Here is a 24,890-nt window from a genome sequence, read left to right on the forward strand (position 1 = left end):
CGGGTCCATGACTGCGATGACCTTGAGCCGACCCGCCAACGCCGTCCCACGCCCCGCGCCGATCGCGCGCTGGCTGCTGACGGTCGCCGCCCTCGTCTTCTGCATGGTCGTGGTCGGCGGGATCACCCGCCTGACCGAATCCGGCCTGTCGATCACCCAGTGGAAACCGATCAGCGGCGCCATTCCGCCGCTGACCCACGACCAGTGGATGGACGCCTTCCGCGATTATCAGAAGATCCCCGAATATCGGCAATTGCGGCAGGACATGACGCTGGGCGATTTCCAGTTCATCTTCTTCTGGGAATGGGTGCATCGGCTGCTGGGGCGGCTGATCGGCGTCGCCTTCGCGCTGCCGCTGCTCTGGTTCGCGTGGAAACGGACGATCCCCCAGGGCTACGGCCCGCGCCTCGTCGCGTTGCTCGCGCTTGGCGGGCTTCAGGGCGCGATCGGCTGGTGGATGGTGGAATCGGGCCTGTCGGTCCGTACCGATGTCAGCCATTACCGGCTGGCGGTGCACCTGCTGACGGCGCTGTTCATCATGGGCGGCCTGATCTGGACCGCCCTCGACCTGCTGACACGTGCCAGGACGCCCTTCGCGAAGCCGGCCATGCTGCACCCCTTCGCCGTGGCCGCGCTGCTGGCGCTCATGGTGCAATTGCTGTTCGGCGCGTTCACGGCCGGGCTGGATGCAGGCTATGTCTCCAACACCTGGCCGCTGATGAACGACCATCTCGTGCCGCAGGGAATCGAATGGCTCGGCTCGTTCTGGGCGACCGTCTCCAGCGACCCCTATCTGGTGCATTTCATCCACCGCTGGTGGGCCTGGGTGGCGGCGTTCATGCTGATCATGCTCGCCAGGATGGCGAAGCAGGCGGGACAGCGCGGCCCCTCGATCGCGATCAATGCCGCCGTCGGCACGCAGATCGCGCTGGGCATCGCGACGGTCGTCAGCGGCATCGCGCTGCCGCTGGCGGTGCTGCACCAGGCGGTCGGCGCGCTGGTGGTCGCATCGGCCACCTGGGGCGCCCATGCCCTGGGGGAACGCCGGGGATAGGCGCGGTCGCGCGCATGTCGGCTTTACGGGTATTATTTTACCCGTCAGCAAAGCCGCCGAATCGCTTGACTTGCGCGGCCCTACCCGTCATTAGCCGCCATCTTCTGAAAGCTGGCAACAGCGTTCAATTCACTGTTTCATTCTTGGAGTATTGGCACCATGAAGGCGCTGATGAAGACCACCAAGCCGGCAACCCCGGCCACGGTCGAAAAGAAATGGGTTCTGATCGACGCGGAAGGCCTCGTCGTCGGCCGCCTCGCCTCGACCGTCGCGAACATCCTGCGCGGCAAGCACAAGCCGAGCTTCACCCCCCACGTTGATTGCGGTGACAATGTCATCATCATCAACGCGGAAAAGGTGAAGTTCACCGGCCGCAAGCTGACCGACAAGGTCTATTACAAGCACACCGGCTATGCCGGCGGCATCAAGGAAACCACCCCCCAGAAGGTTCTGGAAGGCCGTTTCCCCGAGCGCGTCCTGGAAAAGGCCGTTGAGCGCATGATCCCCCGCGGCCCGCTGGGCCGTCAGCAGATGCGCAACCTGCGCATCTTCGCCGGCGCCGAACATCCGCACGCCGCGCAGAACCCCGAAGTGCTCGACTTCGCGTCGCGCAACCGCAAGAACAAGGTGGGTGCATAATGACCGATAACCGCCAGTCCCTGTCCGACCTCGCGTCGCTGACCGCCAACGCGCCGGCTGCCGCTGCCGCGCCCGCCGCCGACGCCCCGATCGCGCCGGTTCAGCCTGCCGCTCCGCTGCGCGCCCAGGAAATCGACAGCCTCGGCCGCGCCTATGCGACCGGCCGCCGCAAGGACGCCGTCGCCCGCGTCTGGGTAAAGCCCGGCACCGGCAAGATCACGGTCAATGGCCGCGACCAGGAAATCTACTTCGCTCGCCCGACCCTGCGTCTGGTGATCAACCAGCCCTTCGGCGTCACCGAGCGCGAAGGTCAGTATGACGTGATCGCCACCGTCAAGGGCGGCGGCCTCTCGGGCCAGGCCGGCGCGGTCAAGCACGGCATCGCCCAGGCACTCGCCAAATATGAGCCGGCGCTGCGCAGCGCGGTCAAGGCCGAAGGCTTCCTGACCCGCGACAGCCGCGCCGTCGAGCGCAAGAAGTACGGCAAGGCCAAGGCCCGCCGGAGCTTCCAGTTCTCGAAGCGCTGATCGGTTCGATCGACAGCAATGCAAAGGGGCCGGTTTTCCGGCCCCTTTTCTTTTCGGGCAGATGGGACCCTCGCGGTCGGGCATGTCAAGGGTCCGCCGTCTTCCTCGCAATCGGGGAGGCATTGACGGGATCCGGAATGGCCGAACCGGTTCGATCGGACGGAAAAGCCGCGATCTCCTAACCGGCGATCACGGCCGATCGTGTGGAAACCGCCTTAGCCGCGATCGCCGACATCAGCCAGGCGCGCCGTCGCGATCTGCTGGATCTGGAGGACGTCCTTGCGGGCTTCCAGGAAGCGGCGGGGATTGATGGCGTTGCCGTTCACCCGCACTTCAAAATGGAGATGCGGACCTGTGGAGCGGCCGGTCGAGCCCATGCGCGCAATGGTGTCGCCACGGGCTACCGGCTGGCCGACCCGCGCGTTGAAGCCGGAAAGATGGGCATAGCGGGTCAGGATGCCGTTGCCATGGGTGACCTCGACCACATTGCCATAGCCGCTGCGCTGGCCCACGAAGCTGACCTTGCCCGATGCGGCGGCCAGGATCGGCTGACCCATGCTGCCGGGAAAATCCAGCCCCGCGTGAAAGGCCGCATGGCCGTTGAACGGATCGCTGCGATAGCCATAGCTGCTGCTCAGCATCGGCGTTGCCGTGGGCTTGCCGGAGGGGATGGCGAGCAGGCTGGCTTCCAGAAATTCCATCCGCGACAGCGCACTGGCGAGCTTTTCGAACTCGCCCGGCAGGGCGTCCTGGCCTTCCCAGGGAACGAAGGGTCCGCCTTGCGCGCGCGCGGCGGTGCGGGCGAGGCCATTGGGGTTGAGGCCGAAGCTGCGGATAGCGGCGGCGGCCTTGTCGGCGCGATGCTGGACTGCGCTGGTCAGCAAGGCGGCAAAACGGCGCTGCCGCGCATCGATCTGGAACAGCGTGGCGGCTTCGGGCGCGACGCTGATCTTCGTGTCCAGTTTGGACGTGCCGTGCTTGGCCCCGCCGTCGGCCTTGCCGACCACATCGCTGGCGGAAACGGCGTCCTCCTGGCCGAAATGGGTGCGGTAGAGGTCGTCCATGAAATCCTGGCGCTCTTTCAGCTCCTGCGCGAGTTGGTCGACCGACTTGCGATAGCGCTCGACCTGGCTGGCGGTGCTCGCGACGGCCTTGCCCCTTGCGGTGAGGGAGTCACGTTCCTGCTCGATCTCCGCGCTGCGGGAGATCATGGACAAAGTGAGCCCCGCGCCCCCGACCAGGGCGCAGGAAAGCAGCCCGAGCGCGACAAGCTGCGTCCGGCGCGAAATGCGGATGAACTTCATCTGGCCGCCCGAGTGCAGGAAAATTTCCCGTTCCGGGCACAGCTTCGAACAGTGGGCAGCCATGCTGGCCCAGAGGGCAGGCACCCTCACCTTGCTCCGTTGCGACAATTGCGACCCCGCATTTCTTTTTAAGTGAACGGGGCGCTAACAAAACAATCCGAGTCGCGCGAATCCGCCAAAACGGACTCGTGACGAGTCGAAGGATGAACGGGGTGAAACGTGGATCCGTGCCATTGGTTCCGATCCACCGGATTTTTTCCGGGCGATTGCCTGATGACCGATGACTGATCGGCGGGCCGCCTGCGCCGGAGGGCAGCGCCCGATCTTTCGGCCGGTTCTTGACCCGCGTCCCCCACATGGATATAGGCGCGCCTGCCCAAAGGCCCGGCTGGACGGATTCGTTCGCGCCAGTTCCCGGTTCTGGGGGCGTCAGAGCTGAACATTGCCGGTGCTCTTGCGGCTCCGGGCGGGTTTCCGCCGGGGCCTTTGCTGTTTGGAGGCGATTGCTTTCCAGACCGCAAGGAACGCGGGAAATGCATGCGGTAAAGTAACTGAAAAAGGTGAAGGGCTTCATGCCAACAATCAACCAGCTGGTCCGCAAGGGCCGCGAGCTGCAGAAGACCAAGTCGAAGGTCCCTGCCATGGAAGCGAACCCGCAGAAGCGCGGCGTTTGCACCCGTGTTTACACGACGACCCCGAAGAAGCCGAACTCGGCTCTCCGTAAGGTGGCGAAGGTGCGCCTGGTCAACCAGCGCGAAGTCATCACCTATATTCCGGGTGAAGGCCACAACCTTCAGGAGCACAGCGTTGTGCTGATCCGTGGCGGCCGCGTGCGCGACCTTCCCGGTGTGCGCTATCACGTGCTGCGCGGCGTTCTGGATACCCAGGGCGTCAAGGACCGCAAGCAGAGCCGTTCGAAGTACGGCGCCAAGCGTCCGAAGTAAGGGGAGACCAGTAATATGTCACGTCGTCGTCGCCCCGAAAAGCGCGTCATCCTGCCGGATCCCAAGTTCGGTGATGTCGTGCTGTCGAAGTTCATGAACAGCATCATGCAGGACGGCAAGAAGGCCGTCGCCGAATCCATCGTGTACGGCGCTCTCGACACTGTCGAGACGAAGTCAAAGAAGGATCCGATCGCGATGTTCCACGATGCGCTGAACAATGTGAAGCCCGGCATCGAAGTCCGCAGCCGCCGCGTCGGCGGTGCGACCTACCAGGTTCCCGTCGAAGTGCGCCCCGAGCGCGCCCAGGCGCTGGCGATCCGCTGGCTGATCACGGCTTCGCGCAACCGCAGCGAAACCACCATGGCTGCCCGTCTGTCGGGCGAGCTGCTGGATGCCGCCAACAATCGCGGCAATGCCGTCAAGAAGCGCGAAGACACGCACCGCATGGCGGAAGCGAACCGCGCCTTCTCGCACTATCGCTGGTAATCCGGCGCTGGAAAAAGGCGAAGCGGGCACCCATATCGCTCGCTTCCTCTCATGGTTTCAAAAAATCGGTCCGTTCGCCACGGGTGGCTACCCATGGCGGACGGATTGGTTTAGGGGCCACGCGCAGATTTAACGAATCCCCAACCGCCGGCGCACCGGCAACGGAGAAGCATCATGGCCCGCAGCCATCCGCTCGAACGCTATCGCAATTTCGGTATCATGGCGCATATCGACGCCGGCAAGACCACCACGACGGAGCGTATCCTTTACTATACCGGCAAGTCCTACAAGATCGGCGAAGTCCATGACGGCGCCGCTACCATGGACTGGATGGAGCAGGAGCAGGAGCGTGGCATCACCATCACGTCGGCTGCGACGACCTGTTTCTGGAACGACCACCGCCTGAACATCATCGACACCCCCGGCCACGTCGACTTCACCATCGAAGTCGAGCGTTCGCTGCGTGTGCTCGACGGCGCGGTCGCCGCGTTCGACGGTGTCGCGGGCGTTGAGCCGCAGTCGGAAACCGTGTGGCGCCAGGCGGACAAGTACAAGGTGCCGCGGATGTGCTTCATCAACAAGCTCGACCGCACCGGCGCCGATTTCTATTATTGCGTGCAGACGATCATCGACCGTCTCGGCGCGACCCCGGCCGTCCTCTATCTGCCCATCGGCACGGAATCGGACTTCAAGGGCCTGGTCGACCTGGTCGAGAACCGCGCGATCATCTGGAAGGACGAGAATCTCGGCGCTGAATTCTCCTATGAGGAAATTCCGGCCGATCTCGCCGACAAGGCCGCCGAATATCGCGAAAAGCTGATCGAACTCGCCGTCGAGCAGGACGACGACGCGATGGAAGCCTATCTGGAAGGCAACCTGCCTGACACCGCCACGCTCAAGAAGCTGATCCGCAAGGGCACGCTGGGCCAGGCGTTCACGCCGGTCCTGTGCGGCTCGGCATTCAAGAACAAGGGCGTGCAGCCGCTGCTCGACGCGGTCGTCGACTATCTGCCCTCGCCGCTCGACATCCCCGACGTGCAGGGTATCAACCCCGACACCGAGGAGCCCGACAGCCGCAAGACGGCGGACGACGCGCCCTTCGCGGGCCTGGCGTTCAAGATCATGAACGATCCGTTCGTCGGTTCGCTGACCTTCCTGCGCGTCTATTCGGGCACCCTGACCAAGGGTACCTATCTGAACTCGGTCAAGGACAAGAAGGAAAAGATCGGCCGCATGCTGCTGATGCATGCCAACAGCCGTGAAGACGTCGAAGCGGCTTATGCCGGCGACATCGTCGCTCTGGCCGGCATGAAGGAAACGACCACCGGTGATACGCTGTGCGCCGAACGCCAGCCGATCATCCTGGAGCGGATGGAATTCCCCGAGCCGGTGATCGAGCTGTCGGTCGAGCCCAAGACCAAGGCCGACCAGGAAAAGATGGGCGTCGCGCTCAATCGTCTGGCCGCCGAGGATCCGTCCTTCCGTGTCACGACCGATCACGAATCGGGCCAGACCATCATCAAGGGCATGGGCGAACTTCACCTCGAAATCCTGGTCGACCGCATGAAGCGCGAGTTCAAGGTCGAGGCGAATGTCGGTGCGCCGCAGGTTGCTTACCGCGAATATCTCAAGAAACCGGTCGATATCGACTACACCCACAAGAAGCAGTCGGGCGGCACCGGCCAGTTCGGTCGCATCAAGGTCAAGCTGACCCCGGGCGAACGTGGCGCGGGCATCATCTTCAAGGATGAGATCAAGGGCGGTAACATTCCCAAGGAATATATCCCCGCGATCGAAAAGGGCATGCGCGAGACGGCGGCCACCGGTTCGCTCATCGGCTTCCCGATCATCGACTTCGAAATCCTGCTCTACGACGGCGCCTATCACGACGTCGACTCGTCGGCGCTGGCGTTCGAAATCACCGGTCGCGCCGCGATGCGCGAAGCGGCGCAGAAGTCGGGCATCACCCTGCTTGAGCCGGTCATGAAGGTCGAGGTCGTCACCCCGGAGGAATATCTGGGCGACGTCATTGGCGACATGAACAGCCGTCGCGGTCAGATCCAGGGCACCGACACGCGCGGCAACGCGCAGGTGGTCGAGGCCATGGTGCCGCTGGCCAACATGTTTGGCTATGTGAATTCGTTGCGTTCCTTCACCCAGGGGCGCGCGAACTACTCGATGATCTTCTCGCACTATGATGAAGTGCCGCAGAATGTGGCGGACGAGGTCAAGGCGAAGATGGCCTGATGAGTTTCCCTGGCCGGGCCGCGCAAGTGGCTCGGTTTTGGGCTGGCATTCTGTAAATTTGCTGCTATGGACGCGCCTTCGCGAGGCGCGGCCGAGCGGTCAGACCAAAGCTGATTTGATTAGAAGGTAGGATAAAATGGCTAAGGCTAAGTTTGAGCGGAACAAGCCGCACTGCAACATCGGCACCATCGGTCACGTCGACCATGGCAAGACCTCGCTGACCGCGGCGATCACCAAGGTGCTTGCCGAAACCGGCGGCGCGACCTTCGTCGACTATGCCAACATCGACAAGGCTCCCGAAGAGCGCGAGCGCGGCATCACCATCTCGACCGCCCACGTCGAATATGAGACCGAAGCCCGTCACTACGCGCACGTCGACTGCCCGGGTCACGCCGACTACGTCAAGAACATGATCACCGGTGCGGCCCAGATGGACGGCGCGATCCTCGTCGTTTCGGCCACCGACGGCCCGATGCCGCAGACCCGCGAGCACATCCTGCTCGCCCGCCAGGTCGGCGTGCCGCAGCTCGTCGTGTTCATGAACAAGGTTGACCTCGTCGACGACGCCGAAATCCTCGAGCTGGTCGAGCTGGAAATCCGCGAGCTGCTGTCGTCCTACGACTTCGACGGCGATAACATCCCCGTCATCCCCGGCTCGGCCGTCAAGGCTCTGGACGGTTCGAACGACGAAATCGGCAAGAACGCCGTTCTGAAGCTGATGGAAGCGGTCGACACCTTCATCCCGCAGCCGGAGCGTCCGATCGACAAGCCCTTCCTGATGCCGATCGAAGACGTGTTCTCGATCTCGGGCCGCGGCACCGTCGTGACCGGCCGTGTCGAAACCGGTATCGTCAAGGTTGGTGAAGAAGTCGAGATCGTCGGCATCAAGGACACCCGCAAGACCACCGTCACCGGCGTCGAAATGTTCCGCAAGCTGCTCGACGAAGGTCGTGCGGGCGACAACATCGGTGCGCTGATCCGTGGTGTGGGTCGTGAAGAAGTCGAGCGCGGCCAGGTTCTGGCCAAGCCCGGCACGATCACCCCGCACACCGAGTTCGACGCAGAAGTCTACGTCCTGTCGAAGGAAGAAGGCGGCCGTCACACGCCGTTCTTCGCGAACTATCGTCCGCAGTTCTACTTCCGCACCACCGACGTGACCGGCGAAGTGATCCTCCCCGAGGGTACCGAGATGGTCATGCCTGGCGACAATGTGAAGCTCGGCGTCAAGCTGATCGCTCCGATCGCCATGGACCAGGGTCTGCGCTTCGCGATCCGCGAAGGCGGCCGGACCGTCGGCGCAGGGGTTGTCGGCACGATCTCGAAGTAATATAGGACCGCAGCGGCGCGAATCGCCTGATTCGCGCCGCTGAGTTTTTTACCGCCCCGGATCGCCTTTCTCCGGCTCGATAGAGCTAGAAGGGCAAGAAACGGGGCGGATATTTTTTGGTTGGCGCATTTTCATAAATCATCGGCTGCTCCGGCTGATTTTTGAAAATGCTCCGGGTTTTTGGCTCTTTCGCATCGGTACAGGAACAATGGACAGCAACATCCGCATTCGCCTCAAGGCGTTCGATCATCGCGTGCTCGATCAGGCGACCGGCGACATCGCCGACACCGCCCGCCGCACCGGCGCCCTCATTCGCGGTCCGATTCCCCTTCCGACGCGCATCGAAAAGTTCACGGTCAACCGTGGCCCGCACATCGACAAGAAGTCGCGCGAGCAGTTCGAAGTCCGCACCTACAAGCGCATGCTTGACATTGTGCAGCCGACGCCCCAGACGGTCGACGCGCTGATGAAGCTGGATCTGGCTGCCGGCGTGAACGTCGAAATCAAGCTGGCGTAAGCTGGCAAGTCCCTGCTCTCGATTATGAGGGCAGGGTATCGGGCATTCCGGCTTGCCGGAAGCTCAAAGGACACAAGGGATACCGCACGGCCTCTCCGGTGAACCGGAATGGCTCGTGGTCCTGGTCCCCCGTCGCCTTCCCCGAGCAGGGGTCGGCATCCAACCCGGACGGGGTGATCATGCTATTGGGTTGGGCCGCGAGGGAGAGATCCTGAGCGGTTTTTTCGTTGGATACGCCCGCTGCTAAGGCGGGCCTCTATGGGAGTAATCAGTGATGCGCACAGGCGTGATCGCTAAGAAGGTCGGGATGACCCGTCTGTTCCAGGAGGACGGACGTCATATTCCGGTTACGGTTCTGGCCCTTGAGGGCAACCAGGTCGTGGCCCGCAAGGAAGTCGATCGCGACGGTTATGTCGCGGTTCAGCTCGGCGCGGGCGTCGCGAAGGTCAAGAATGTCGCCAAGCCGCAGCGCGGCCACTTCGCCAAGGCGGAAGTGGAGCCCAAGGCGCGCTTGGTCGAATTCCGTGTCGCCGAGGACGCGCTCCTCGATGTCGGCGCCGAGATCGCGGCCGATCATTTCATTGCCGGCCAACTGGTCGACGTCGCCGGTCACACCCAGGGTAAGGGTTTCGCCGGCGCCATGAAGCGCTGGGGCTTCGGCGGTATGCGCGCTACCCACGGCGTGTCGATCAGCCACCGTGCCCATGGTTCGACCGGTAACCGTCAGGATCCGGGTCGCGTCTTCAAGAACAAGAAGATGGCGGGCCACATGGGTGACCGCGAGCGCACGCAGCAGAACCTCGAGATCGTCCGCACCGACGTCGAGCGCGGCCTGCTGTTCGTCAAGGGTTCGGTTCCGGGCGCCAAGGGCACCTGGCTGACCGTCAGCGACGCCGTCAAGGTGAAGCGCCCCGCCGACGCGCCTTATCCGGCGAGCCTCAAGGCTGCCGCCAACAGCAACAACGCTCCGGCTGAGACGCCCGCTGAAGCAGCGGCCGCTCCCGAAGCGACCGAAGGCCAGGAGGGCTAATCATGAAGGTCAATGTACAGACCCTCGACGCGCAGGCTGCCGGAGATCTGGAGCTCAACGATGCCGTGTTCGGCGTCGAGCCCCGCACCGACATTCTGCACCGCGTCGTCCTCTGGCAGCTCGAAAAGCGTCGTGCGCCAGCTCGCGCTACCCGCGAGCGTTCGGATGTCGCCCGCACCGGCAAGAAGTTCGGTCGCCAGAAGGGCGGCGGCACGGCCCGTCACGGCGATCGCAAGGCGCCCGTGTTCATCGGCGGTGGTAAGGCGCACGGTGCCCGTGCCCGCACCTTCGGCCACGACCTCAACAAGAAGGTTCGTGCGCTCGGCCTGAAAATGGCCCTGTCGACGAAGGCGAAGAACGGCTCGCTGATCGTTCTCGACAATCTCGACGTGGCGGAAGGCAAGACCAAGGCTCTGGTCGCGCACCTCGCCAAGCTGAACCTCAACAAGGCGCTGTTCATCGACGGCGACGCGGTGAACGTCAGCTTCGCGAAGGCTTCGGCGAACATCGTCGGCGTGGACCTGCTGCCGGCCGTCGGCGCCAATGTCTACGACATCCTTAGGGCGGATTCGCTGGTGCTGACGCGCGCCGCGGTCGAAAAGCTGGAGGCGCGTTTCAATGGCTAAGAAAGAAGCCACGAAGGTCGACAACCGTCATTATGACGTCGTCGTCGCCCCGGTCATCACCGAGAAGTCGACCCTTCTCTCCGAAAACAACGCCGTGGTCTTCGAGGTCGCCAATGACGCGACCAAGCCGGAGATCAAGGCCGCCGTCGAAGCGCTCTGGGGCGTGACCGTCAAGAGCGTCAACACGCTGGTCGCCAAGGGCAAGACGAAGAAGTGGAAGGGCAAGCCCTACACCCGTTCGGATGTGAAGAAGGCGATCGTTCGTCTGGCTGACGGCCAGTCGATCGACATCACCGAAGGAGTGCGCTGACCATGGCGCTTAAGAGCTACAACCCGACGAGCCCGGCCCAGCGCGGCCTGATCCTCGTCGACCGCAGCGGCCTGCACAAGGGTAAGCCCGTCAAGGCGCTGACCGAAGGCAAGCGCAAGACCGGTGGCCGCAACAACAAGGGTCATGTGACCTCGCGCGGCATCGCCGGCGGGCATAAGCAGCGTTACCGCATCATCGACTTCAAGCGTCGCCTCTGGGACGTGGAAGGCACGGTCGAGCGTCTGGAATATGACCCCAACCGCACCGCCTTCATCGCACTGGTCAACTATCCCGACGGTACCCAGGCCTATATCCTGGCGCCGCAGCGTCTGGCGCCCGGTGACAAGGTCATCGCCGGCAAGAAGACCGACGTGAAGCCGGGCAATGCGATGGAACTGGGCCAGATGCCGGTCGGCACCATCATCCACAATATCGAGATGAAGCCCGGCAAGGGCGGTCAGCTCTGCCGTTCGGCGGGCACCTACGCCCAGCTGGTCGGTCGCGATCGTGGCATGGTGATGGTTCGCCTGTCCTCGGGCGAGCAGCGCTACATCCGTTCGGATTGCATGGGCACCGTCGGTGCCGTGTCGAACCCGGACAATGCCAACACCAACCTCGCCAAGGCCGGCCGCAACCGCTGGCTGGGCAAGCGCCCGCTGACGCGCGGTGTGGCGAAGAACCCGGTCGATCACCCGCATGGCGGTGGTGAAGGCCGGACCTCGGGCGGCCGTCATCCGGTCACGCCCTGGGGCAAGCCGACCAAGGGTGCGCGCACCCGCCACAACAAGGCGACGGACAAGTTCATCATCCGTAGCCGCCACGCGAAGAAGAAGAGGTAAGCGAGATGGCTCGTTCCGTCTGGAAAGGTCCGTTCGTGGACCTCAGCCTTCTGAAGAAGGCGGAAGTGGCGCAGGACGCCGGTGGCCGTTCGGGTCCGATCAAGACCTGGTCGCGCCGCTCCACCATCCTGCCGCAGTTCGTCGGCCTGACGTTCAACGTCTATAACGGCCGCAAGCATGTGCCGGTTTCGGTGAACGAGGACATGGTGGGTCACAAGCTGGGCGAATTCGCCCCGACCCGCTACTTCCCCGGCCACGCTGCCGACAAGAAGGGCAAGCGCTAATGAGCAAGGAAAAGGCTCCCCGTCGCGTCGCCGAGAATGAGGCGCTGGCCGTTGGCACGCAGATCCGTGGTTCGGCCCAGAAGCTGAACCTGGTCGCCACGCTCATCCGCGGCCGGAAGGTCGAGGATGCGTTGAACATCCTCGCCTTCTCGAAGAAGGCGATGGCGGTCGACGTGCGCAAGGTGCTGGCTTCGGCCATCGCCAATGCGGAAAACAACCACAATCTGGACGTCGACAGCTTGGTCGTCGCGGAAGCATCGGTGGGCAAGAGCTTCACCATGAAGCGCTTCCACGCTCGCGGCCGCGGCAAGTCGACCCGGATCCTGAAGCCCTTCAGCCGCGTGCGCATCGTCGTTCGCGAAGCAGCTGAAGAAGCGGAGGCGTAAGAGACATGGGTCACAAGAGCAATCCGATCGGTCTGCGCCTGCAGATCAACCGTACCTGGGACAGCCGCTGGTTCGCCGAAGGCGCCGACTATGGCCGCCTGCTGCTGGAGGATCTGAAGATCCGCCAGTACATCATGAAGAACCTGCCGCAGGCTGCGATCTCCAAGGTCGTGATCGAGCGTCCCGCCAAGCTGTGCCGCGTATCGATCTACGCTGCCCGTCCCGGTGTCATCATCGGCAAGAAGGGCGCGGACATCGAAAAGCTGCGCAAGAAGCTGGGCAGCCTGACCTCTTCGGACGTCAGCCTGAACATCGTCGAGATCCGCAAGCCGGAAATCGACTCCAAGCTTGTTGCGCAGGGCATTGCCGACCAGCTGGAGCGCCGCGTGGCGTTCCGCCGTGCGATGAAGCGCGCGGTGCAGTCGGCCCTGCGCCTGGGCGCTGAAGGCATCAAGATCACCTGCGGCGGCCGTCTGGGCGGCGCGGAGATCGCCCGCGTGGAATGGTATCGCGAAGGCCGCGTTCCGCTGCACACGCTGCGCGCGAACGTCGACTATGCCGAAGCCGAAGCGCACACCGCTTATGGCGTTTGCGGCATCAAGGTCTGGATCTTCAAGGGTGAAATCCTTGGCCACGATCCGATGGCTACCGACCGGCTGATGCTGGAGGCTCAGACCTCCGGCGTGCGCCCGGCGCGCTGAAGATAAGAAGGTAATAGCGTCATGCTGCAACCGAAAAAAATGAAGTTCCGCAAGACCTTCAAGGGCCGGATCAAGGGCGACGCCAAGGGCGGTTCGGCTCTGAACTTCGGCGCCTATGGTCTGAAGGCTCTGGAACCCGAGCGCGTCACCGCCCGCCAGATAGAGGCGGCGCGCCGCGCCATCCAGCGCCACCTGCGTCGTCAGGGCCGCCTGTGGATCCGCGTGTTCCCCGACGTGCCTGTGTCGAAGAAGCCGGCCGAAGTCCGTCAGGGCAAGGGCAAGGGTTCGGTCGAATATTGGGCGGCCCGCGTCAAGCCCGGCCGCATCCTGTTCGAACTGGACGGCGTTCCCGGCCCGCTCGCAGCAGAGGCCTTCTCGCGCGCCGCGATGAAGCTGCCCATCAAGACCAAGGTCGTTGCCCGCCTCGGCGACACCTCGCACCTGGAGGGCTAAGCCGTGGCGAACGTTGCCGACCTCAAGACCAAGACGGACGATGAACTGTCGACCGAACTCAACAACCTGAAGCGCGAGCAGTTCAACCTGCGTTTCCAGGCGGCCACCAACCAGCTGGAAAAGCCCAGCCGGGTGCGTGAAGTCCGCCGGTCGATCGCGCAGATCAAGACCCTGCAGACCGAGCGTTCGCGCTCGGCCGCGAAGTAAAGGAAACACACGATGCCCAAGCGCGTGCTGACGGGAACGGTGGTTTCCGACAAGACCGACAAGACGGTGGTGGTTCGCGTAGAGCGCAAGGTTAAGCATGCGCTCTACGGCAAGATCATTCGCCGCTCGAAGAAATATCATGCCCATGACGAAGGCAATGTCTACAAGGAAGGCGAAACGGTCCGCATCGAGGAGACCGCTCCGATTTCCAAGCTCAAGACCTGGAAGGTCATCGAGCGCGTGGACACCCACAAGTCGCCGGAGACGGCGGCCTGAGGGAGGCTCGCTGGGCCTTTGAATAAAAGTGTCGCGCGGGGCTGGCCTTTTCCGCCTGGAAAGGGTACAGGCCCGCGCTTCGCGTAGAGTCAGATGGCTCCTCCAGGGCGAGTCAGATGAGTCGCCCAAAGGCTCTAGGCAGTGAAATTCGGAACCGCCGGGAATTGTCCCGGTAGGCCAAATAAGAAGGAACCGGATCCATGATCCAGATGCAATCCAATCTTGACGTCGCTGACAACAGCGGCGCCAAGCGCGTCCAGTGCATCAAGGTGCTGGGCGGATCGAAGCGTCGCTTCGCGAGCGTGGGCGACATCATCGTCGTCTCGATCAAGGAAGCTGCGCCTCGTGGCAAGGTGAAGAAGGGTGACGTGCATCGCGCCGTCATCGTGCGCACCGCCAAGGACGTGCGTCGCGCTGACGGCAGCGTGATTCGCTTCGACGGCAATGCCGCTGTGCTCATCAACAAGAACGAGGAGCCGATCGGCACCCGTATCTTTGGCCCGGTCGTTCGCGAACTGCGCGCCAAGAAGCACATGAAGATCATCTCGCTCGCCCCCGAGGTGCTGTAATGAGCGCTGCCAAGATCAAGAAGGGCGACAAGGTCGTCATCCTGGCCGGCAAGGACAAGGGCCGCACCGGCGCGGTGCTGCAGGTGATGCCGAAGGAGGACCGCGTCCTCGTCGAGGGCATCAATGTGCATGCGCGTCACCGCAAGCCCGACCAGGCGAACCCGCAGGGCGGCATCGAGCGCAAGCCCGCGCCGCTCCATATTTCGAACGTCGCTGTCGCCGACAAGGATGGCAAGCCGACCCGCGTCCGTTTCGAGGATCGCGACGGCAAGAAGGTCCGCGTCGCCGTCAAGTCCGGTGAGGTGCTGTAATGAGCGACAAGTACATCCCCCGTTCGAAGGCGCTCTATGACGCCGAGATCGCCAAGGCGATGACCGAGAAGTTCGGTTACAAGAACGTCATGGAAGTGCCGAAGATCGAGAAGATCACGCTCAACATGGGCGTTGGCGAAGCCACCCAGGACAAGAAGAAGGTGACTTCGGCGGCCGAGGAAATGGAACTGATCGCCGGCCAGAAGCCGGTCATCACCAAGGCCCGCAAGTCGATCGCGCAGTTCAAGCTGCGTGAAGGCATGCCGATCGGCGCCAAGGTCACGCTGCGCCGCGAGCGCATGTACGAGTTCCTTGATCGCCTGATCAACGTTGCTCTGCCCCGCGTGCGCGACTTCCGTGGTCTCAACCCGAAGAGCTTCGACGGCCGTGGCAACTATGCCTTCGGCATCAAGGAGCAGATCATCTTCCCCGAGATCAACTATGACCGCATCGACAAGGTGCGCGGCATGGACATCATCGTGACCACCACGGCGAAGACGGACGATGAAGCGCGCGAACTGCTGCGTCTCTTCGGCTTTCCCTTCCCGATCGAAGAGAAGCAGGCGGCCTGACAGGGCCCCGCTTCTCTTTCCAAAGACACCCAAGGAAAGAGAACTTAAGTCATGGCGAAACTGAGTTCGATCAACAAGAATGAGCGCCGCAAGAAGCTGGTGAAGAAATATGCCGGCCGCTATGCGAAGCTCAAGGCGATCGCGAATGATACCGCGGCCGATGACAGCGATCGCCTGATCGCGCGTCTGAAGATGGCGGAGATCCCCCGCAACGGCAACCCGACCCGCGTTCGGAACCGCTGCGAACTGACGGGGCGTCCCCGCGCTTATTACCGCAAATTCCGCCTCTGCCGCGTGCAGCTGCGTGATCTGGCCAACAAGGGCCTGATCCCCGGCGTCACCAAGTCGAGCTGGTAAGGATCATTTGAGATGGCATTGACCGATCCCCTGGGTGATATGCTCACCCGCATCCGCAACGGGCAGCAGGCGAAGAAGGACAGCGTCGTGTCCCCCGCTTCGAAGCTTCGCGCCCGCGTGCTCGACGTGCTGCAGCGCGAAGGCTATATCCGCGGCTATTCCGAGGAACTGCTCGGCAAGCATGCCGGCCTTCGCATTGAGCTCAAATATTTCGAGGGCCAGCCGGCGATCAAGCATGTCGCCCGCGTCTCGAAGCCTGGCCGCCGCGTCTATTCGGGTTCCAAGGAACTGCCCGTCGTGCGCAACGGCCTTGGCATCACCATTGTCTCGACGCCCAAGGGCGTTCTGTCCGACGCCGAGGCGCGCGAGCAGAATGTCGGCGGCGAAGTGCTGGCGGAGGTGTTCTGATGAGCCGTACTGGTAAGAAGCCGGTCGCTGTCCCCGCGGGCGTGACCGCCGCCATCGCCGACGGTCAGCTGTCGGTGAAGGGCCCCAAGGGTACCCTCGCCATGCCGCTGGCCGACGAAGTGACCTACAGCATCGAAGACGGCACGATCGCCGTGAAGCCTGCCAATGACAGCAAGCGCGCCCGCGCTTTCTGGGGCATGCAGCGCACGCTGGTCGCCAACCTGATCACTGGCGTGACCGAGGGTTACACCAAGAAGCTGCTGATCACCGGTGTCGGCTACCGCGCCAACTCGCAGGGCAAGACCCTGAAGCTGCAGCTCGGCTATTCGCATGACGTCGATTTCGAGATCCCCGAAGGGATCGAGATCAAGACCCCGGATAACACCACGGTCGAGATCAGCGGCATCGACAAGCAGAAGGTGGGTCAGGTTGCCGCCGAGATCCGCCGCTGGCGCAAGCCCGAACCCTATAAGGGCAAGGGTATCAAATACGCCGGCGAGTTCATCTTCCGCAAGGAAGGGAAGAAGAAGTAAGATGGCAAAGCTTTCCCTCTTCGCGCGGCGTCGTCGTCGCGTTCGCACCGCGCTCAAGGCTGTTTCGGGCACCCGTCCGCGCCTCAGCGTCCACCGTTCGGGCCGTCACATCTACGCCCAGGTCATTGACGATGCGCAGGGCAAGACCCTGGCCGCCGCGTCGACCCTGGACAAGGACGTGCGCAGTAAGACCGGCGCCACTGCCGATGCCGCTGCGGATGTCGGCAAGCGCGTTGCCGCTGCGGCAACCGCTGCCGGCGTCACCCAGGTCGTGTTCGACCGCGGTGGTTTCCTGTTCCATGGCCGCGTCAAGGCGCTGGCCGATGCGGCCCGTGAAGCCGGGCTGGAGTTCTGATCATGGCTGACGAAAACGATATCCAGGCACAGGCGGGCGCTCCCGCCGCTGTCGAGGGCGGCGAGCAGACCGAAGGCCGTCGCGGCCGGGGTCGTGGCGGCGACCGCAACCGCGGCGAGCGTGGCGGCCGCGGCCGTCGCGACGACCGTCGCGGCAACCGTGACGAGGAACAGGGTGAAGAGCTGATCGAGAAGCTGGTTCACATCAACCGCGTCTCGAAGACCGTCAAGGGCGGCAAGCGCTTCGGCTTCGCAGCTCTCGTCGTTGTCGGCGATGGCAAGGGCCGTGCGGGCTTCGGCCATGGCAAGGCGCGCGAAGTGCCGGAGGCCATCAGCAAGGCGACCGCTTCGGCCAAGAAGGCGATGGTTCGCGTTCCGCTGAAGGAAGGCCGGACCCTGCACCATGATGGCCTCGGCCATTTCGGCGCGGGCAAGGTGACGGTTCGCTCGGCTCCGGCCGGTACGGGCATCATCGCCGGTGGTCCGATGCGTGCCGTGTTCGAAAGCCTCGGCGTCGCTGACGTCGTGACCAAGTCGAACGGCACGTCGAACCCCTACAACATGATCCGGGCGACGTTCGCGGCGCTGGGTGAGCAGGTCAGCCCCAAGGCGGTGGCGCAGCGTCGCGGCAAGAAGGTCGCCGACCTGCTTCGTCGCGGCGGCGCCTCGGCCGAAGTCGCCCAGGCCGACGCCGAAGCGATTGCGGAGTAAGACAGCATGGCGAAAATCAAGATCAAGCAGATCGGTTCGCCGATCCGCCGCCCGGAAGCCCAGAAGAAGATTCTGGTCGGCCTGGGCCTTGGCAAGATGCACCGCGTGGTGGAGCTGGAAGACACGGCGGAAGTCCGCGGTGCCATTGCGAAGCTGCCCCATATGGTGGCGGTGGTCGAAGGCTGAGTCCTTTCGATCATGACGAATGAAGCGGGAGAGGGGGAAACCCCTCTTTCGTTTTTTGAGAAAGGGCGCTAATGGCGCGTCCTCTTTGGTGGCTCCCGACTGGGAGCAGCGCGACAAAAGCGAAAGCGAGTGCACGAAATGACGAAGCTCAACGAACTCAATGACAATGCCGGTGCCCGCAAGGGCCGGATGCGCGTCGGCCGTGGTATCGGCTCGGGCAAGGGCAAGACCGCCGGTCGCGGCCAGAAGGGTGCGAAGGCGCGTTCGGGTGTCAGCATCAACGGCTTCGAGGGCGGCCAGATGCCGCTCCACATGCGGCTGCCGAAGCGCGGCTTCAACAACATCTTCGCCAAGGATTACGCGATCGTGAACCTGGGCGCGGTGCAGAAGGCGATCGACGCCGGCAAGCTGGACGCCAACGCCACCATCGATCACGCGGCGCTGAAGGCTGCCGCCCTTGCCCGCGGCGGCAAGGATGGCGTGCGCCTGCTGGGCAAGGGCGAACTCACCGCCAAGGTCAATCTGCTCGTCGCCGGCGCGTCGAAGGGCGCTGTCGAAGCCGTCGAGAAGGCTGGCGGCAAGGTCGAAGTGATCGCCGTCGTTCCGGCCGCTGAAAAGGCCGCTGCCAAGAAGGGCAGCGCCAAGGCTGCGAAGAAGGCGTGAATTAGGCCGTAAGGCTTGCAAGCATGGCCCCGCTGCCCGATATGGGTGAGCGGGGCCATGTGTTTTGGGGACTCCAGAACCCGCGCCGTCCATATCGAGTTGAGGCTGGGCCTGGCGACGGGCGCAAAGGCCATTTGGAATGGACGGAGTGCAATTCCCGGTTCGACAGTGCCTCATCACCCCGCTAAGGGGTTAGCGATTCCGCTCCGGGTTTTCCAATCCGGCAAGATGTTTTGAAGGGCAGCCAAGATGGCATCGAGAGCCGACCAGCTCGCATCCAATCTCAGCCTGGCGAAGTTCAGCCAGGCGACCGACCTCAAGAAGCGCCTGTGGTTCACGCTGGGCGCGCTGATCGTCTTCCGCTTCCTGAGCTTCGTGCCGTTGCCGGGCGTCGATCCGACCGCCTTGTCGCAGCTTTACAAGCAGACCAATGGCGGCATTCTCGACATCTTCAACACCTTCTCGGGCGGTTCGCTCTCGCGCATGAGCCTGATCGCGCTCGGCGTGATGCCGTACATCACCGCTTCGATCGTGGTGCAGCTTGCCGCCTCCCTCTCGCCGCAGCTTGCAGCGATCAAGAAGGAAGGCGAGAGCGGCCGCAAGAAGCTGAACCAATATACCCGTTACGGCACGGTCGGCCTGACCGCGGTGCAGGGCTATTTCATCGCCGTGGGCCTGGAAAGCTTCGGCGCCCAGTCGGGTGTGCAGGCCGTGGTCGATCCGGGCTATCTGTTCCGCGTCGCGGCTGTGATCTCGCTGATCGGCGGCACCATGTTCCTGATGTGGCTGGGCGAGCAGATCACCTCCCGCGGGATCGGCAATGGCGTGTCGCTCATCATCATGGCGGGCATCGTCGCACAATTGCCGGTGACGCTCAGCAATCTGTTCAAGTCGAGCAGCACGGGCGCAATCTCGGGCCTTGTCATCTTCCTGGTGATCGTGCTGGGCTTTGGCCTCATCGCCTTCATCTGCTTCATGGAACGGGCGCAGCGCCGGGTGCTGATCCAATATCCCAAGCGCCAGACGCGGCAGGGCCTGATGCAGGCCGACCGCAGCCATCTGCCGCTGAAGGTCAATACCGCAGGCGTGATCCCGCCGATCTTCGCCAGTTCGCTGCTGCTGATGCCGCTCACCATCTCGCAGTTCGCCGGGCGGACCGTCGCGGGCGAGAGCAAGCTTGGCGATTTCGTGCTGACGCTGAACCAGTATCTGTCGCACGGCAGCCCGGTCTATATGGGGCTTTACGGCCTCGGCATCGTCTTCTTCTGCTTCTTCTACACCGCCGTGGTGTTCAACCCGGAGGAAACGGCCGACAATCTGAAGCGCAACGGCGGCTTCATTCCCGGCATCCGTCCGGGCAAGAACACCGAAAATTATCTCGACTATGTGCTCACCCGCATCACGGTGATCGGCGCGGCCTATCTGGCGTTCATCTGCCTGGTCCCGGAATTCGTGATCGCGCGGGCGGGCATTCCCTTCTACCTTGGTGGGACTAGCCTGTTGATCGTTGTCAATGTTACGGTCGATACCGTGACCCAGATCCAGAGCCACCTGCTCGCCCATCAATATGGGGATCTGATCAAGAAGGCGAAGTTGAAGGGACGTCTGCGCTAGGCGGCGCGGAACGGAAAAAAGCGCGAAGAACAGGGGAGAATGCGCGACATGAATATCATTCTGCTCGGCCCGCCGGGCGCCGGCAAGGGAACGCAGGCGACGCGTCTGGTGGACAGCCGGGGCATGGTGCAACTGTCGACGGGCGACATGCTGCGCGCGGCGGTGAAGGCGGGAACGCCCGTCGGGCTCAAGGCCAAGGCGGTGATGGAGGCCGGCGAACTCGTGTCGGACGAGATCGTGTCGGGCATCATCGGGGAGGCGCTGGATGCCCTGGCGCCTGAAACCGGCGTGATCTTCGACGGTTATCCGCGGACCGAGGCGCAGGCGCATTCGCTGGACGGCATATTGGCCGACCGCAACCGGACGCTTGATCATGTGATCGAGCTGGAAGTGGATGAGGACGCCCTGGTGGAGCGTATCACCGGCCGTTTCACCTGCGCGACCTGCGGCGAGGGCTATCATGACAGCTTCAAGCAGCCGAAGGTCGAGGGCGAGTGCGACAAATGCCACGGGCATGAGTTCAAGCGCCGCCCGGACGACAATGAGGAAACCGTCCGCACGCGCATGGCCGAATATCGGGCCAAGACCGCGCCGATCCTGCCGATCTACGAAGCGCGGGGCATTGTTTCCCGTGTCGACGGCATGGCCGACATGGACGAGGTGACGGTCGCGATTGCCGCCATATTGGACGGCAAGAGCGCCTGAACTTCATTTTTCGCGCTCGATCATCACATCTGCCCCCTCGGCAAATGCGGCAATCGGAACTAGAGCGGGTTTCGATCTGATTGAATCAGATCGCCGCTCTGGATTCCTTGTTTGTAGCGATTTCTTAGCCAGCGATCGGTTCCCATCGCTTGGAAATCGCTCTAGGCTCGTCCTCCTGATCAGGGAGGGGGACCGCGATGGGAAAGCATCGGATCGGAATATGGGCGGGTATGGCGATGGCCGTGCCCGCCCATTCTGCTGTCACGGGCAGCAACGAACAGGGCTTCGCCGTCGAAAACAGCGTCGATGTTTCGGCTGATGCGGCCACAGTCTACCAGCTCCTGGCTCAACCTGCCCGTTGGTGGAACGGGCAGCACAGCTATAGCGGCGACGCCGCCAATCTCTCCCTTGATCCCGTGGCCGGCGGCTGCTTTTGCGAAAAAGTGCCGGGAAAGCCCGGCCAGCCCGGCAGCGTCGAACATGCGCGCGTGATCCATGCAGCGCCGGACCGCCTGCTGCGCCTCTCCGGGGCGCTGGGGCCATTGCAGGCCGAGGCGGTGACCGGGACGCTGACCTTTGACATCGTACCGAACGCCAAGGGCGTCCAGGTCAGGATGAGCTATGCCGTTGGCGGCTATCTCCGCACGGGCGCGGCGGGCATGGCGCCTGTCGTCGACCGGGTACTGGCCGAGCAGTTGCAAGGGCTGAAACGCGCCGCCGAATCAGGACAACCCTGAAGATGCTTCCCCGTGGATGGTCCCGACTGCGCTCCTCCCAAAACGGTACAGGTGCTGAGTTCCGGCAATGCCATCGGCCCCTATGTTAACCACGATATTAACGGAATGATTGCCGTAATGTTGCTATGTCCGCCGCATGACGGGGTCGCGTCCTTCCAATCGCCGCCTGACGGAACTGGACGCCTTGCGGGGGTTGGGTGCGTTGTGCGTGCTCATCTTCCATTATTCGACGCGATTTCACGAACTGTTCCCGCAGGCGGCCCATGTGCCCTTCAGCTTCCTGGGCGGCAATTACCGGGTGCTGCTGTTCTTCGCCATTTCCGGCTTCGCGATATTCTTCACGCTTGATCGCATCCACACGGTCGCCGATTTCCTGGTCAACCGTTTCGCCCGGCTCTATCCCGCCTATCTCGTCGCGATGCTGCTGACCCTGGGCATCGAATCCCTGGCACGGGTTTCGCAACTACTGGTCGGACCGGGTGCCGTCCTCGCCAATTTCACCATGTTGCAGGGCTTCGCCTTCCTGCCGGAGGTGGACGGCGCCTATTGGACGCTGACGGTCGAGATCGCCTTTTACGCCTGCATGGTGTCGATCTGGAAATGCAAGGGCCTCAAGCGGCTGGAGCCCGTGCTGATCGGCTGGCTGATCCTGCGCTGGCTCTACGCGCTCTGGCCAGGCATGCCGGAACGGATCGTGATGCTGCTGGTGCTGCGTTACGTGCCCTTCTTCATCATCGGCATGCTGTCCTATCGCGTATGGGCAGGGCAGCGGAGCTGGCGCCAGCAGGCACCCTATGCGGCGCTTGCGCTGCTCTCGATCGCGACGGTCGACAGTCCGGACATCCTGTTGGCGGGCGTCCTGTTGCTGGCGGCGTTCGCCACGCTGATCGCGGGGGGGCTGCGTTTCCTCCGGCTTCGTCCGCTCGTCTGGCTGGGGGGGATCAGCTATTCCTTCTACCTCATCCACCAGCATGTCGGCTTCGTCGTGATGCTGAAGATGGCGCAGGCGGGATATGGTCCCTGGACAGCTTTTGCGACGGCCTTTGCCGTGGCCCTGACCCTGGGGACGCTGATCAACCGGTTGGTGGAGCGGCCCGCCGGGGAAGCGATCATAGGCTGGTGGCGGGGGCATCGGCAAAGGGCTGTGCCCGCCGAAGGCACGCCGAGCCAGGCCTGAGCGACGCGGCTGCGCGGCCGAAGCCGATTTCACGCGCTGGACTGGCCTCCCCATGCTCGCCATTCACAACCAATTCAAGCAGCCCGCGTTATGCATGGCATGGATGCAGGACGAAGGAGAAAGGCAATGGCCTGGACCGGACGAAGGTTGCTTGCCGCGATCGGCCTTGCCGGCTCGCTGGCCCTTGGCGGTTGCGCTTATGACGACGGCTATTATGGCGGCGTGAGCGTGGGCAGCGGCTATTATGGCGGCGGCTATTATGATGATTATTGGGGCCCCGGCTATTATCGTCCAGGATATTATGGCGGCTGGTATGATGGCTACTACTATCCCGGAAGCGGCTATTATGTGTACAATCGCAGCGGTCATCGCCAGCGTTGGAATGATGGTCAGCGCCGCTATTGGGAAGGACGCAGGGATGCGCGCCGCGACGGGGGTTCGCGCGGCGACTGGAACAGTGGCGTGCCGCGACAGAGCTGGCGGGAGCGTTCCGGCGGCGACGGCAATCGATGGAATGGCGGCTGGAGGAATGCCCCGCAGGGCAATCCCGCTGCGGGCGCGCAGGCGACAGGAAGGGGATCAGGCGATATGACGACATCACGGGCTGACCGCAATTGGGGCGCGCCGCGCACGCGCGGGGACGGCGGCGCGCGATCCGGCGGCCGGTCCGGACGCGATGGCTGGCGGGGCCGGCGCAACTGATGCGGCTTGGGTCCACTGTGGTTCTCGGCCTGCTGCTGCTCGCGGCCTGCGATGGCCGGGAGGAGAGCGCTATCGACAATCTGGCCAATGGCGCCAATGCTACACAGGTCGAAAACGGCGTCCGGGCGGAGGCGCAGGCGGTGCTGGAGCCGCTGAATCCTCCTGCGCCCGGCATGCCCGGCGGCCTGCCGGTCAACCCGCAGCCGGTGGTGGAGGAAGACTCCATCGATCCCAAGGGCGCGCAGGGCGCCGCCCAGGTGGTGCAGGGCTATTACGGCCTGCTGGAGGAAAAGCGCTATAATGACGCGCAGGACCTGTGGAACGACAGCAGCGCCATGGGAGCGGAGGACGATGCGCGCTTTGCTGCCCGCTTTCGCGGGTTCAGCGAAATCCATGCCCAGGTGGGCGCCCCGGGCGTGATCGAAGGTGCGGCGGGATCGTTGTTCGTGACGGTGCCGGTGCAGGTCTATGGGCGTCTGGCCGCGAACGGCAAGCCCTGGTACCGGCTGCGGCAGGTTACCTTGCGGCGGGCCAATGACGTCCCCGGCACCAGCGAGGCGGATCGCCGCTGGCATATAGAGAGCGTCGGCCCCTATCAGCCACCGGCTGGAGAAGCGACGGAGACGGCGGGCAACGCCGCCTCCGCCACTGACGGGCCAAAATGATGCCGCAGGAAATGCCTTAGGAAATGGTCGCCTTCACGATCTTGCCCGGGGTCTTGGGCGGCTCACCCTTGGGCAGGGCGTCGACATGTTCCATGCCCGACGTGACTTCGCCCCAGACGGTGTACTGGCCGTCGAGGAAGGTGGCGTCGTCGAAGCAGATGAAGAACTGGCTGTTGGCGCTGTTCGGGTTCATCGCGCGGGCCATGGAGCAGACGCCCCGGACATGCGGTTCGCGGCTGAATTCGGCCTTGAGGTCGGGCAGCTTCGATCCGCCCATGCCGGTGCCCGTCGGGTCGCCGCCCTGCGCCATGAAGCCGGGGATGACGCGGTGGAAGACGACGCCGTCGTAGAAGCCGTCCTGGGTAAGCTGGGTGATGCGCTCGACATGGCCGGGCGCCAGGTCAGGGCGCAGCTTGATGACGACGTCGCCGCCGCTGTCGAGGGTAAGGGTCAGGGTGTCGTCGGCCAT

At 63.6% G+C, this 24,890-nt stretch carries 36 protein-coding genes; 34 read left to right on the plus strand and 2 right to left on the minus strand.

Going from position 1 to position 24,890, the window contains the following annotated elements; genetic code table 11:
• The first annotated feature begins 7 nt into the window (after positions 1-7).
• The 3 genes from ACN9MX_RS12925 (at position 8) to rpsI (ending at position 2,220) form a co-directional block, all read left to right on the plus strand.
• A complete protein-coding gene (locus tag ACN9MX_RS12925) occupies positions 8-1,054 on the plus strand; it encodes a COX15/CtaA family protein (protein ID WP_363830631.1) in 1,047 nt (348 codons plus the stop codon).
• A 159-nt stretch (positions 1,055-1,213) separates the two neighbouring features.
• Positions 1,214-1,693, plus strand: coding sequence for a 50S ribosomal protein L13 (gene rplM / locus ACN9MX_RS12930; RefSeq protein ID WP_007686594.1), 480 nt, complete (start codon positions 1,214-1,216; stop codon positions 1,691-1,693).
• Positions 1,693-2,220 carry a 30S ribosomal protein S9 gene (rpsI, locus tag ACN9MX_RS12935; RefSeq protein WP_363738599.1) on the plus strand — a complete coding sequence of 176 codons (528 nt, stop codon included), beginning with the start codon at positions 1,693-1,695 and terminating at the stop codon, positions 2,218-2,220. The genes rplM and rpsI overlap by 1 nt, the downstream gene beginning before the upstream one ends.
• 215 nt (positions 2,221-2,435) lie before the next feature.
• Here the strand turns inward: rpsI and ACN9MX_RS12940 are convergent, their stop codons facing one another.
• Positions 2,436-3,614, minus strand: a complete 1,179-nt coding sequence (locus ACN9MX_RS12940; RefSeq protein ID WP_363830634.1) for a M23 family metallopeptidase — start codon at positions 3,612-3,614, stop codon at positions 2,436-2,438.
• Between the two features lie 482 nt (positions 3,615-4,096).
• On the opposite strand from ACN9MX_RS12940, the gene rpsL reads away from it, so the two are divergent.
• From rpsL to ACN9MX_RS13095, 31 genes are all read left to right on the plus strand, one after another.
• Entirely contained in the window at positions 4,097-4,468 is a 372-nt protein-coding gene (rpsL, locus tag ACN9MX_RS12945; RefSeq protein WP_007686591.1) for a 30S ribosomal protein S12, read from the plus strand.
• 15 nt (positions 4,469-4,483) lie between these two features.
• Positions 4,484-4,954, plus strand: coding sequence for a 30S ribosomal protein S7 (gene rpsG, locus ACN9MX_RS12950; RefSeq protein WP_363738602.1), 471 nt, complete (start codon positions 4,484-4,486; stop codon positions 4,952-4,954).
• A 174-nt stretch (positions 4,955-5,128) separates the two neighbouring features.
• Positions 5,129-7,201 carry an elongation factor G gene (fusA, locus tag ACN9MX_RS12955; protein ID WP_133652655.1) on the plus strand — a complete coding sequence of 691 codons (2,073 nt, stop codon included), beginning with the start codon at positions 5,129-5,131 and terminating at the stop codon, positions 7,199-7,201.
• A 136-nt stretch (positions 7,202-7,337) separates the two neighbouring features.
• Positions 7,338-8,528, plus strand: coding sequence for an elongation factor Tu (gene tuf, locus ACN9MX_RS12960; protein ID WP_133652656.1), 1,191 nt, complete (start codon positions 7,338-7,340; stop codon positions 8,526-8,528).
• Positions 8,529-8,736: 208 nt separating this feature from the next.
• Positions 8,737-9,045 carry a 30S ribosomal protein S10 gene (gene rpsJ, locus ACN9MX_RS12965; RefSeq protein ID WP_007686587.1) on the plus strand — a complete coding sequence of 103 codons (309 nt, stop codon included), beginning with the start codon at positions 8,737-8,739 and terminating at the stop codon, positions 9,043-9,045.
• Positions 9,046-9,319: 274 nt separating this feature from the next.
• A complete protein-coding gene (gene rplC, locus ACN9MX_RS12970; protein WP_133652657.1) occupies positions 9,320-10,075 on the plus strand; it encodes a 50S ribosomal protein L3 in 756 nt (251 codons plus the stop codon).
• Between the two features lie 2 nt (positions 10,076-10,077).
• On the plus strand, positions 10,078-10,701 hold the full coding sequence (rplD, locus tag ACN9MX_RS12975) for a 50S ribosomal protein L4 (RefSeq protein ID WP_133652658.1): 624 nt from the start codon (positions 10,078-10,080) through the stop codon (positions 10,699-10,701).
• Positions 10,694-11,011, plus strand: a complete 318-nt coding sequence (locus tag ACN9MX_RS12980) for a 50S ribosomal protein L23 (protein ID WP_363830637.1) — start codon at positions 10,694-10,696, stop codon at positions 11,009-11,011. Before rplD ends, ACN9MX_RS12980 begins: the two co-directional genes overlap by 8 nt.
• A 2-nt stretch (positions 11,012-11,013) precedes the next feature.
• The gene (gene rplB, locus ACN9MX_RS12985; protein ID WP_022682112.1) at positions 11,014-11,850 is read left to right on the plus strand and encodes a 50S ribosomal protein L2; all 837 of its coding nucleotides are present in this window, start codon (positions 11,014-11,016) and stop codon (positions 11,848-11,850) included.
• A gap of 5 nt (positions 11,851-11,855) precedes the next feature.
• Positions 11,856-12,134, plus strand: a complete 279-nt coding sequence (gene rpsS / locus ACN9MX_RS12990; protein ID WP_007686576.1) for a 30S ribosomal protein S19 — start codon at positions 11,856-11,858, stop codon at positions 12,132-12,134.
• Positions 12,134-12,520: a 50S ribosomal protein L22 gene (gene rplV, locus ACN9MX_RS12995; RefSeq protein ID WP_363738609.1), complete on the plus strand. Its 387-nt coding sequence runs from the start codon at positions 12,134-12,136 to the stop codon at positions 12,518-12,520. The genes rpsS and rplV overlap by 1 nt, the downstream gene beginning before the upstream one ends.
• A 5-nt stretch (positions 12,521-12,525) precedes the next feature.
• A complete protein-coding gene (gene rpsC / locus ACN9MX_RS13000) occupies positions 12,526-13,221 on the plus strand; it encodes a 30S ribosomal protein S3 (RefSeq protein ID WP_021239758.1) in 696 nt (231 codons plus the stop codon).
• A 21-nt stretch (positions 13,222-13,242) separates the two neighbouring features.
• A complete protein-coding gene (rplP, locus tag ACN9MX_RS13005; protein ID WP_007686573.1) occupies positions 13,243-13,674 on the plus strand; it encodes a 50S ribosomal protein L16 in 432 nt (143 codons plus the stop codon).
• A gap of 3 nt (positions 13,675-13,677) precedes the next feature.
• A complete protein-coding gene (gene rpmC / locus ACN9MX_RS13010) occupies positions 13,678-13,881 on the plus strand; it encodes a 50S ribosomal protein L29 (RefSeq protein WP_066700948.1) in 204 nt (67 codons plus the stop codon).
• A gap of 12 nt (positions 13,882-13,893) precedes the next feature.
• A complete protein-coding gene (gene rpsQ / locus ACN9MX_RS13015; protein ID WP_006960320.1) occupies positions 13,894-14,157 on the plus strand; it encodes a 30S ribosomal protein S17 in 264 nt (87 codons plus the stop codon).
• 200 nt (positions 14,158-14,357) lie between these two features.
• A complete protein-coding gene (rplN, locus tag ACN9MX_RS13020; RefSeq protein WP_007686569.1) occupies positions 14,358-14,726 on the plus strand; it encodes a 50S ribosomal protein L14 in 369 nt (122 codons plus the stop codon).
• A complete protein-coding gene (gene rplX / locus ACN9MX_RS13025; protein ID WP_133652660.1) occupies positions 14,726-15,037 on the plus strand; it encodes a 50S ribosomal protein L24 in 312 nt (103 codons plus the stop codon). The genes rplN and rplX overlap by 1 nt, the downstream gene beginning before the upstream one ends.
• On the plus strand, positions 15,037-15,609 hold the full coding sequence (gene rplE, locus ACN9MX_RS13030) for a 50S ribosomal protein L5 (RefSeq protein ID WP_133652661.1): 573 nt from the start codon (positions 15,037-15,039) through the stop codon (positions 15,607-15,609). Before rplX ends, rplE begins: the two co-directional genes overlap by 1 nt.
• Before the next feature lie 51 nt (positions 15,610-15,660).
• Complete coding sequence (gene rpsN, locus ACN9MX_RS13035) at positions 15,661-15,966, plus strand: 30S ribosomal protein S14 (protein ID WP_007707881.1); 306 nt, start codon at positions 15,661-15,663, stop codon at positions 15,964-15,966.
• 12 nt (positions 15,967-15,978) lie between these two features.
• A complete protein-coding gene (gene rpsH, locus ACN9MX_RS13040) occupies positions 15,979-16,374 on the plus strand; it encodes a 30S ribosomal protein S8 (RefSeq protein ID WP_025547278.1) in 396 nt (131 codons plus the stop codon).
• A complete protein-coding gene (rplF, locus tag ACN9MX_RS13045) occupies positions 16,374-16,907 on the plus strand; it encodes a 50S ribosomal protein L6 (protein WP_133652663.1) in 534 nt (177 codons plus the stop codon). The genes rpsH and rplF overlap by 1 nt, the downstream gene beginning before the upstream one ends.
• A gap of 1 nt (position 16,908) precedes the next feature.
• Positions 16,909-17,262 (plus strand): 50S ribosomal protein L18, encoded by a 354-nt coding sequence (gene rplR / locus ACN9MX_RS13050; RefSeq protein ID WP_133652664.1) that lies wholly within the window; start codon positions 16,909-16,911, stop codon positions 17,260-17,262.
• Between the two features lie 2 nt (positions 17,263-17,264).
• Entirely contained in the window at positions 17,265-17,972 is a 708-nt protein-coding gene (gene rpsE, locus ACN9MX_RS13055; RefSeq protein ID WP_133652665.1) for a 30S ribosomal protein S5, read from the plus strand.
• Positions 17,973-17,978: 6 nt separating this feature from the next.
• Positions 17,979-18,158, plus strand: a complete 180-nt coding sequence (gene rpmD / locus ACN9MX_RS13060) for a 50S ribosomal protein L30 (protein ID WP_133652666.1) — start codon at positions 17,979-17,981, stop codon at positions 18,156-18,158.
• 138 nt (positions 18,159-18,296) lie between these two features.
• Positions 18,297-18,821 carry a 50S ribosomal protein L15 gene (gene rplO, locus ACN9MX_RS13065; protein WP_025547286.1) on the plus strand — a complete coding sequence of 175 codons (525 nt, stop codon included), beginning with the start codon at positions 18,297-18,299 and terminating at the stop codon, positions 18,819-18,821.
• A 249-nt stretch (positions 18,822-19,070) separates the two neighbouring features.
• Positions 19,071-20,435 carry a preprotein translocase subunit SecY gene (gene secY / locus ACN9MX_RS13070; RefSeq protein WP_363830640.1) on the plus strand — a complete coding sequence of 455 codons (1,365 nt, stop codon included), beginning with the start codon at positions 19,071-19,073 and terminating at the stop codon, positions 20,433-20,435.
• A 48-nt stretch (positions 20,436-20,483) separates the two neighbouring features.
• Entirely contained in the window at positions 20,484-21,140 is a 657-nt protein-coding gene (locus ACN9MX_RS13075) for an adenylate kinase (protein ID WP_363830643.1), read from the plus strand.
• Between the two features lie 197 nt (positions 21,141-21,337).
• A complete protein-coding gene (locus ACN9MX_RS13080; RefSeq protein WP_363830646.1) occupies positions 21,338-21,877 on the plus strand; it encodes an SRPBCC family protein in 540 nt (179 codons plus the stop codon).
• Between the two features lie 136 nt (positions 21,878-22,013).
• Positions 22,014-23,054 (plus strand): acyltransferase family protein, encoded by a 1,041-nt coding sequence (locus tag ACN9MX_RS13085; RefSeq protein ID WP_363830649.1) that lies wholly within the window; start codon positions 22,014-22,016, stop codon positions 23,052-23,054.
• A 126-nt stretch (positions 23,055-23,180) separates the two neighbouring features.
• Positions 23,181-23,756 carry a hypothetical protein gene (locus ACN9MX_RS13090; protein ID WP_363830652.1) on the plus strand — a complete coding sequence of 192 codons (576 nt, stop codon included), beginning with the start codon at positions 23,181-23,183 and terminating at the stop codon, positions 23,754-23,756.
• Entirely contained in the window at positions 23,756-24,421 is a 666-nt protein-coding gene (locus tag ACN9MX_RS13095) for a hypothetical protein (RefSeq protein WP_363738623.1), read from the plus strand. The genes ACN9MX_RS13090 and ACN9MX_RS13095 overlap by 1 nt, the downstream gene beginning before the upstream one ends.
• A 16-nt stretch (positions 24,422-24,437) precedes the next feature.
• On the opposite strand, the gene ACN9MX_RS13100 is transcribed toward ACN9MX_RS13095, so the two are convergent.
• Positions 24,438-24,890: a peptidylprolyl isomerase gene (locus tag ACN9MX_RS13100; protein ID WP_363738625.1), complete on the minus strand. Its 453-nt coding sequence runs from the start codon at positions 24,888-24,890 to the stop codon at positions 24,438-24,440.

The sequence above is a fragment of the Sphingobium sp. R-21 genome, from assembly GCF_049913335.1.
Taxonomy (GTDB): Bacteria; Pseudomonadota; Alphaproteobacteria; order Sphingomonadales; family Sphingomonadaceae; genus Sphingobium.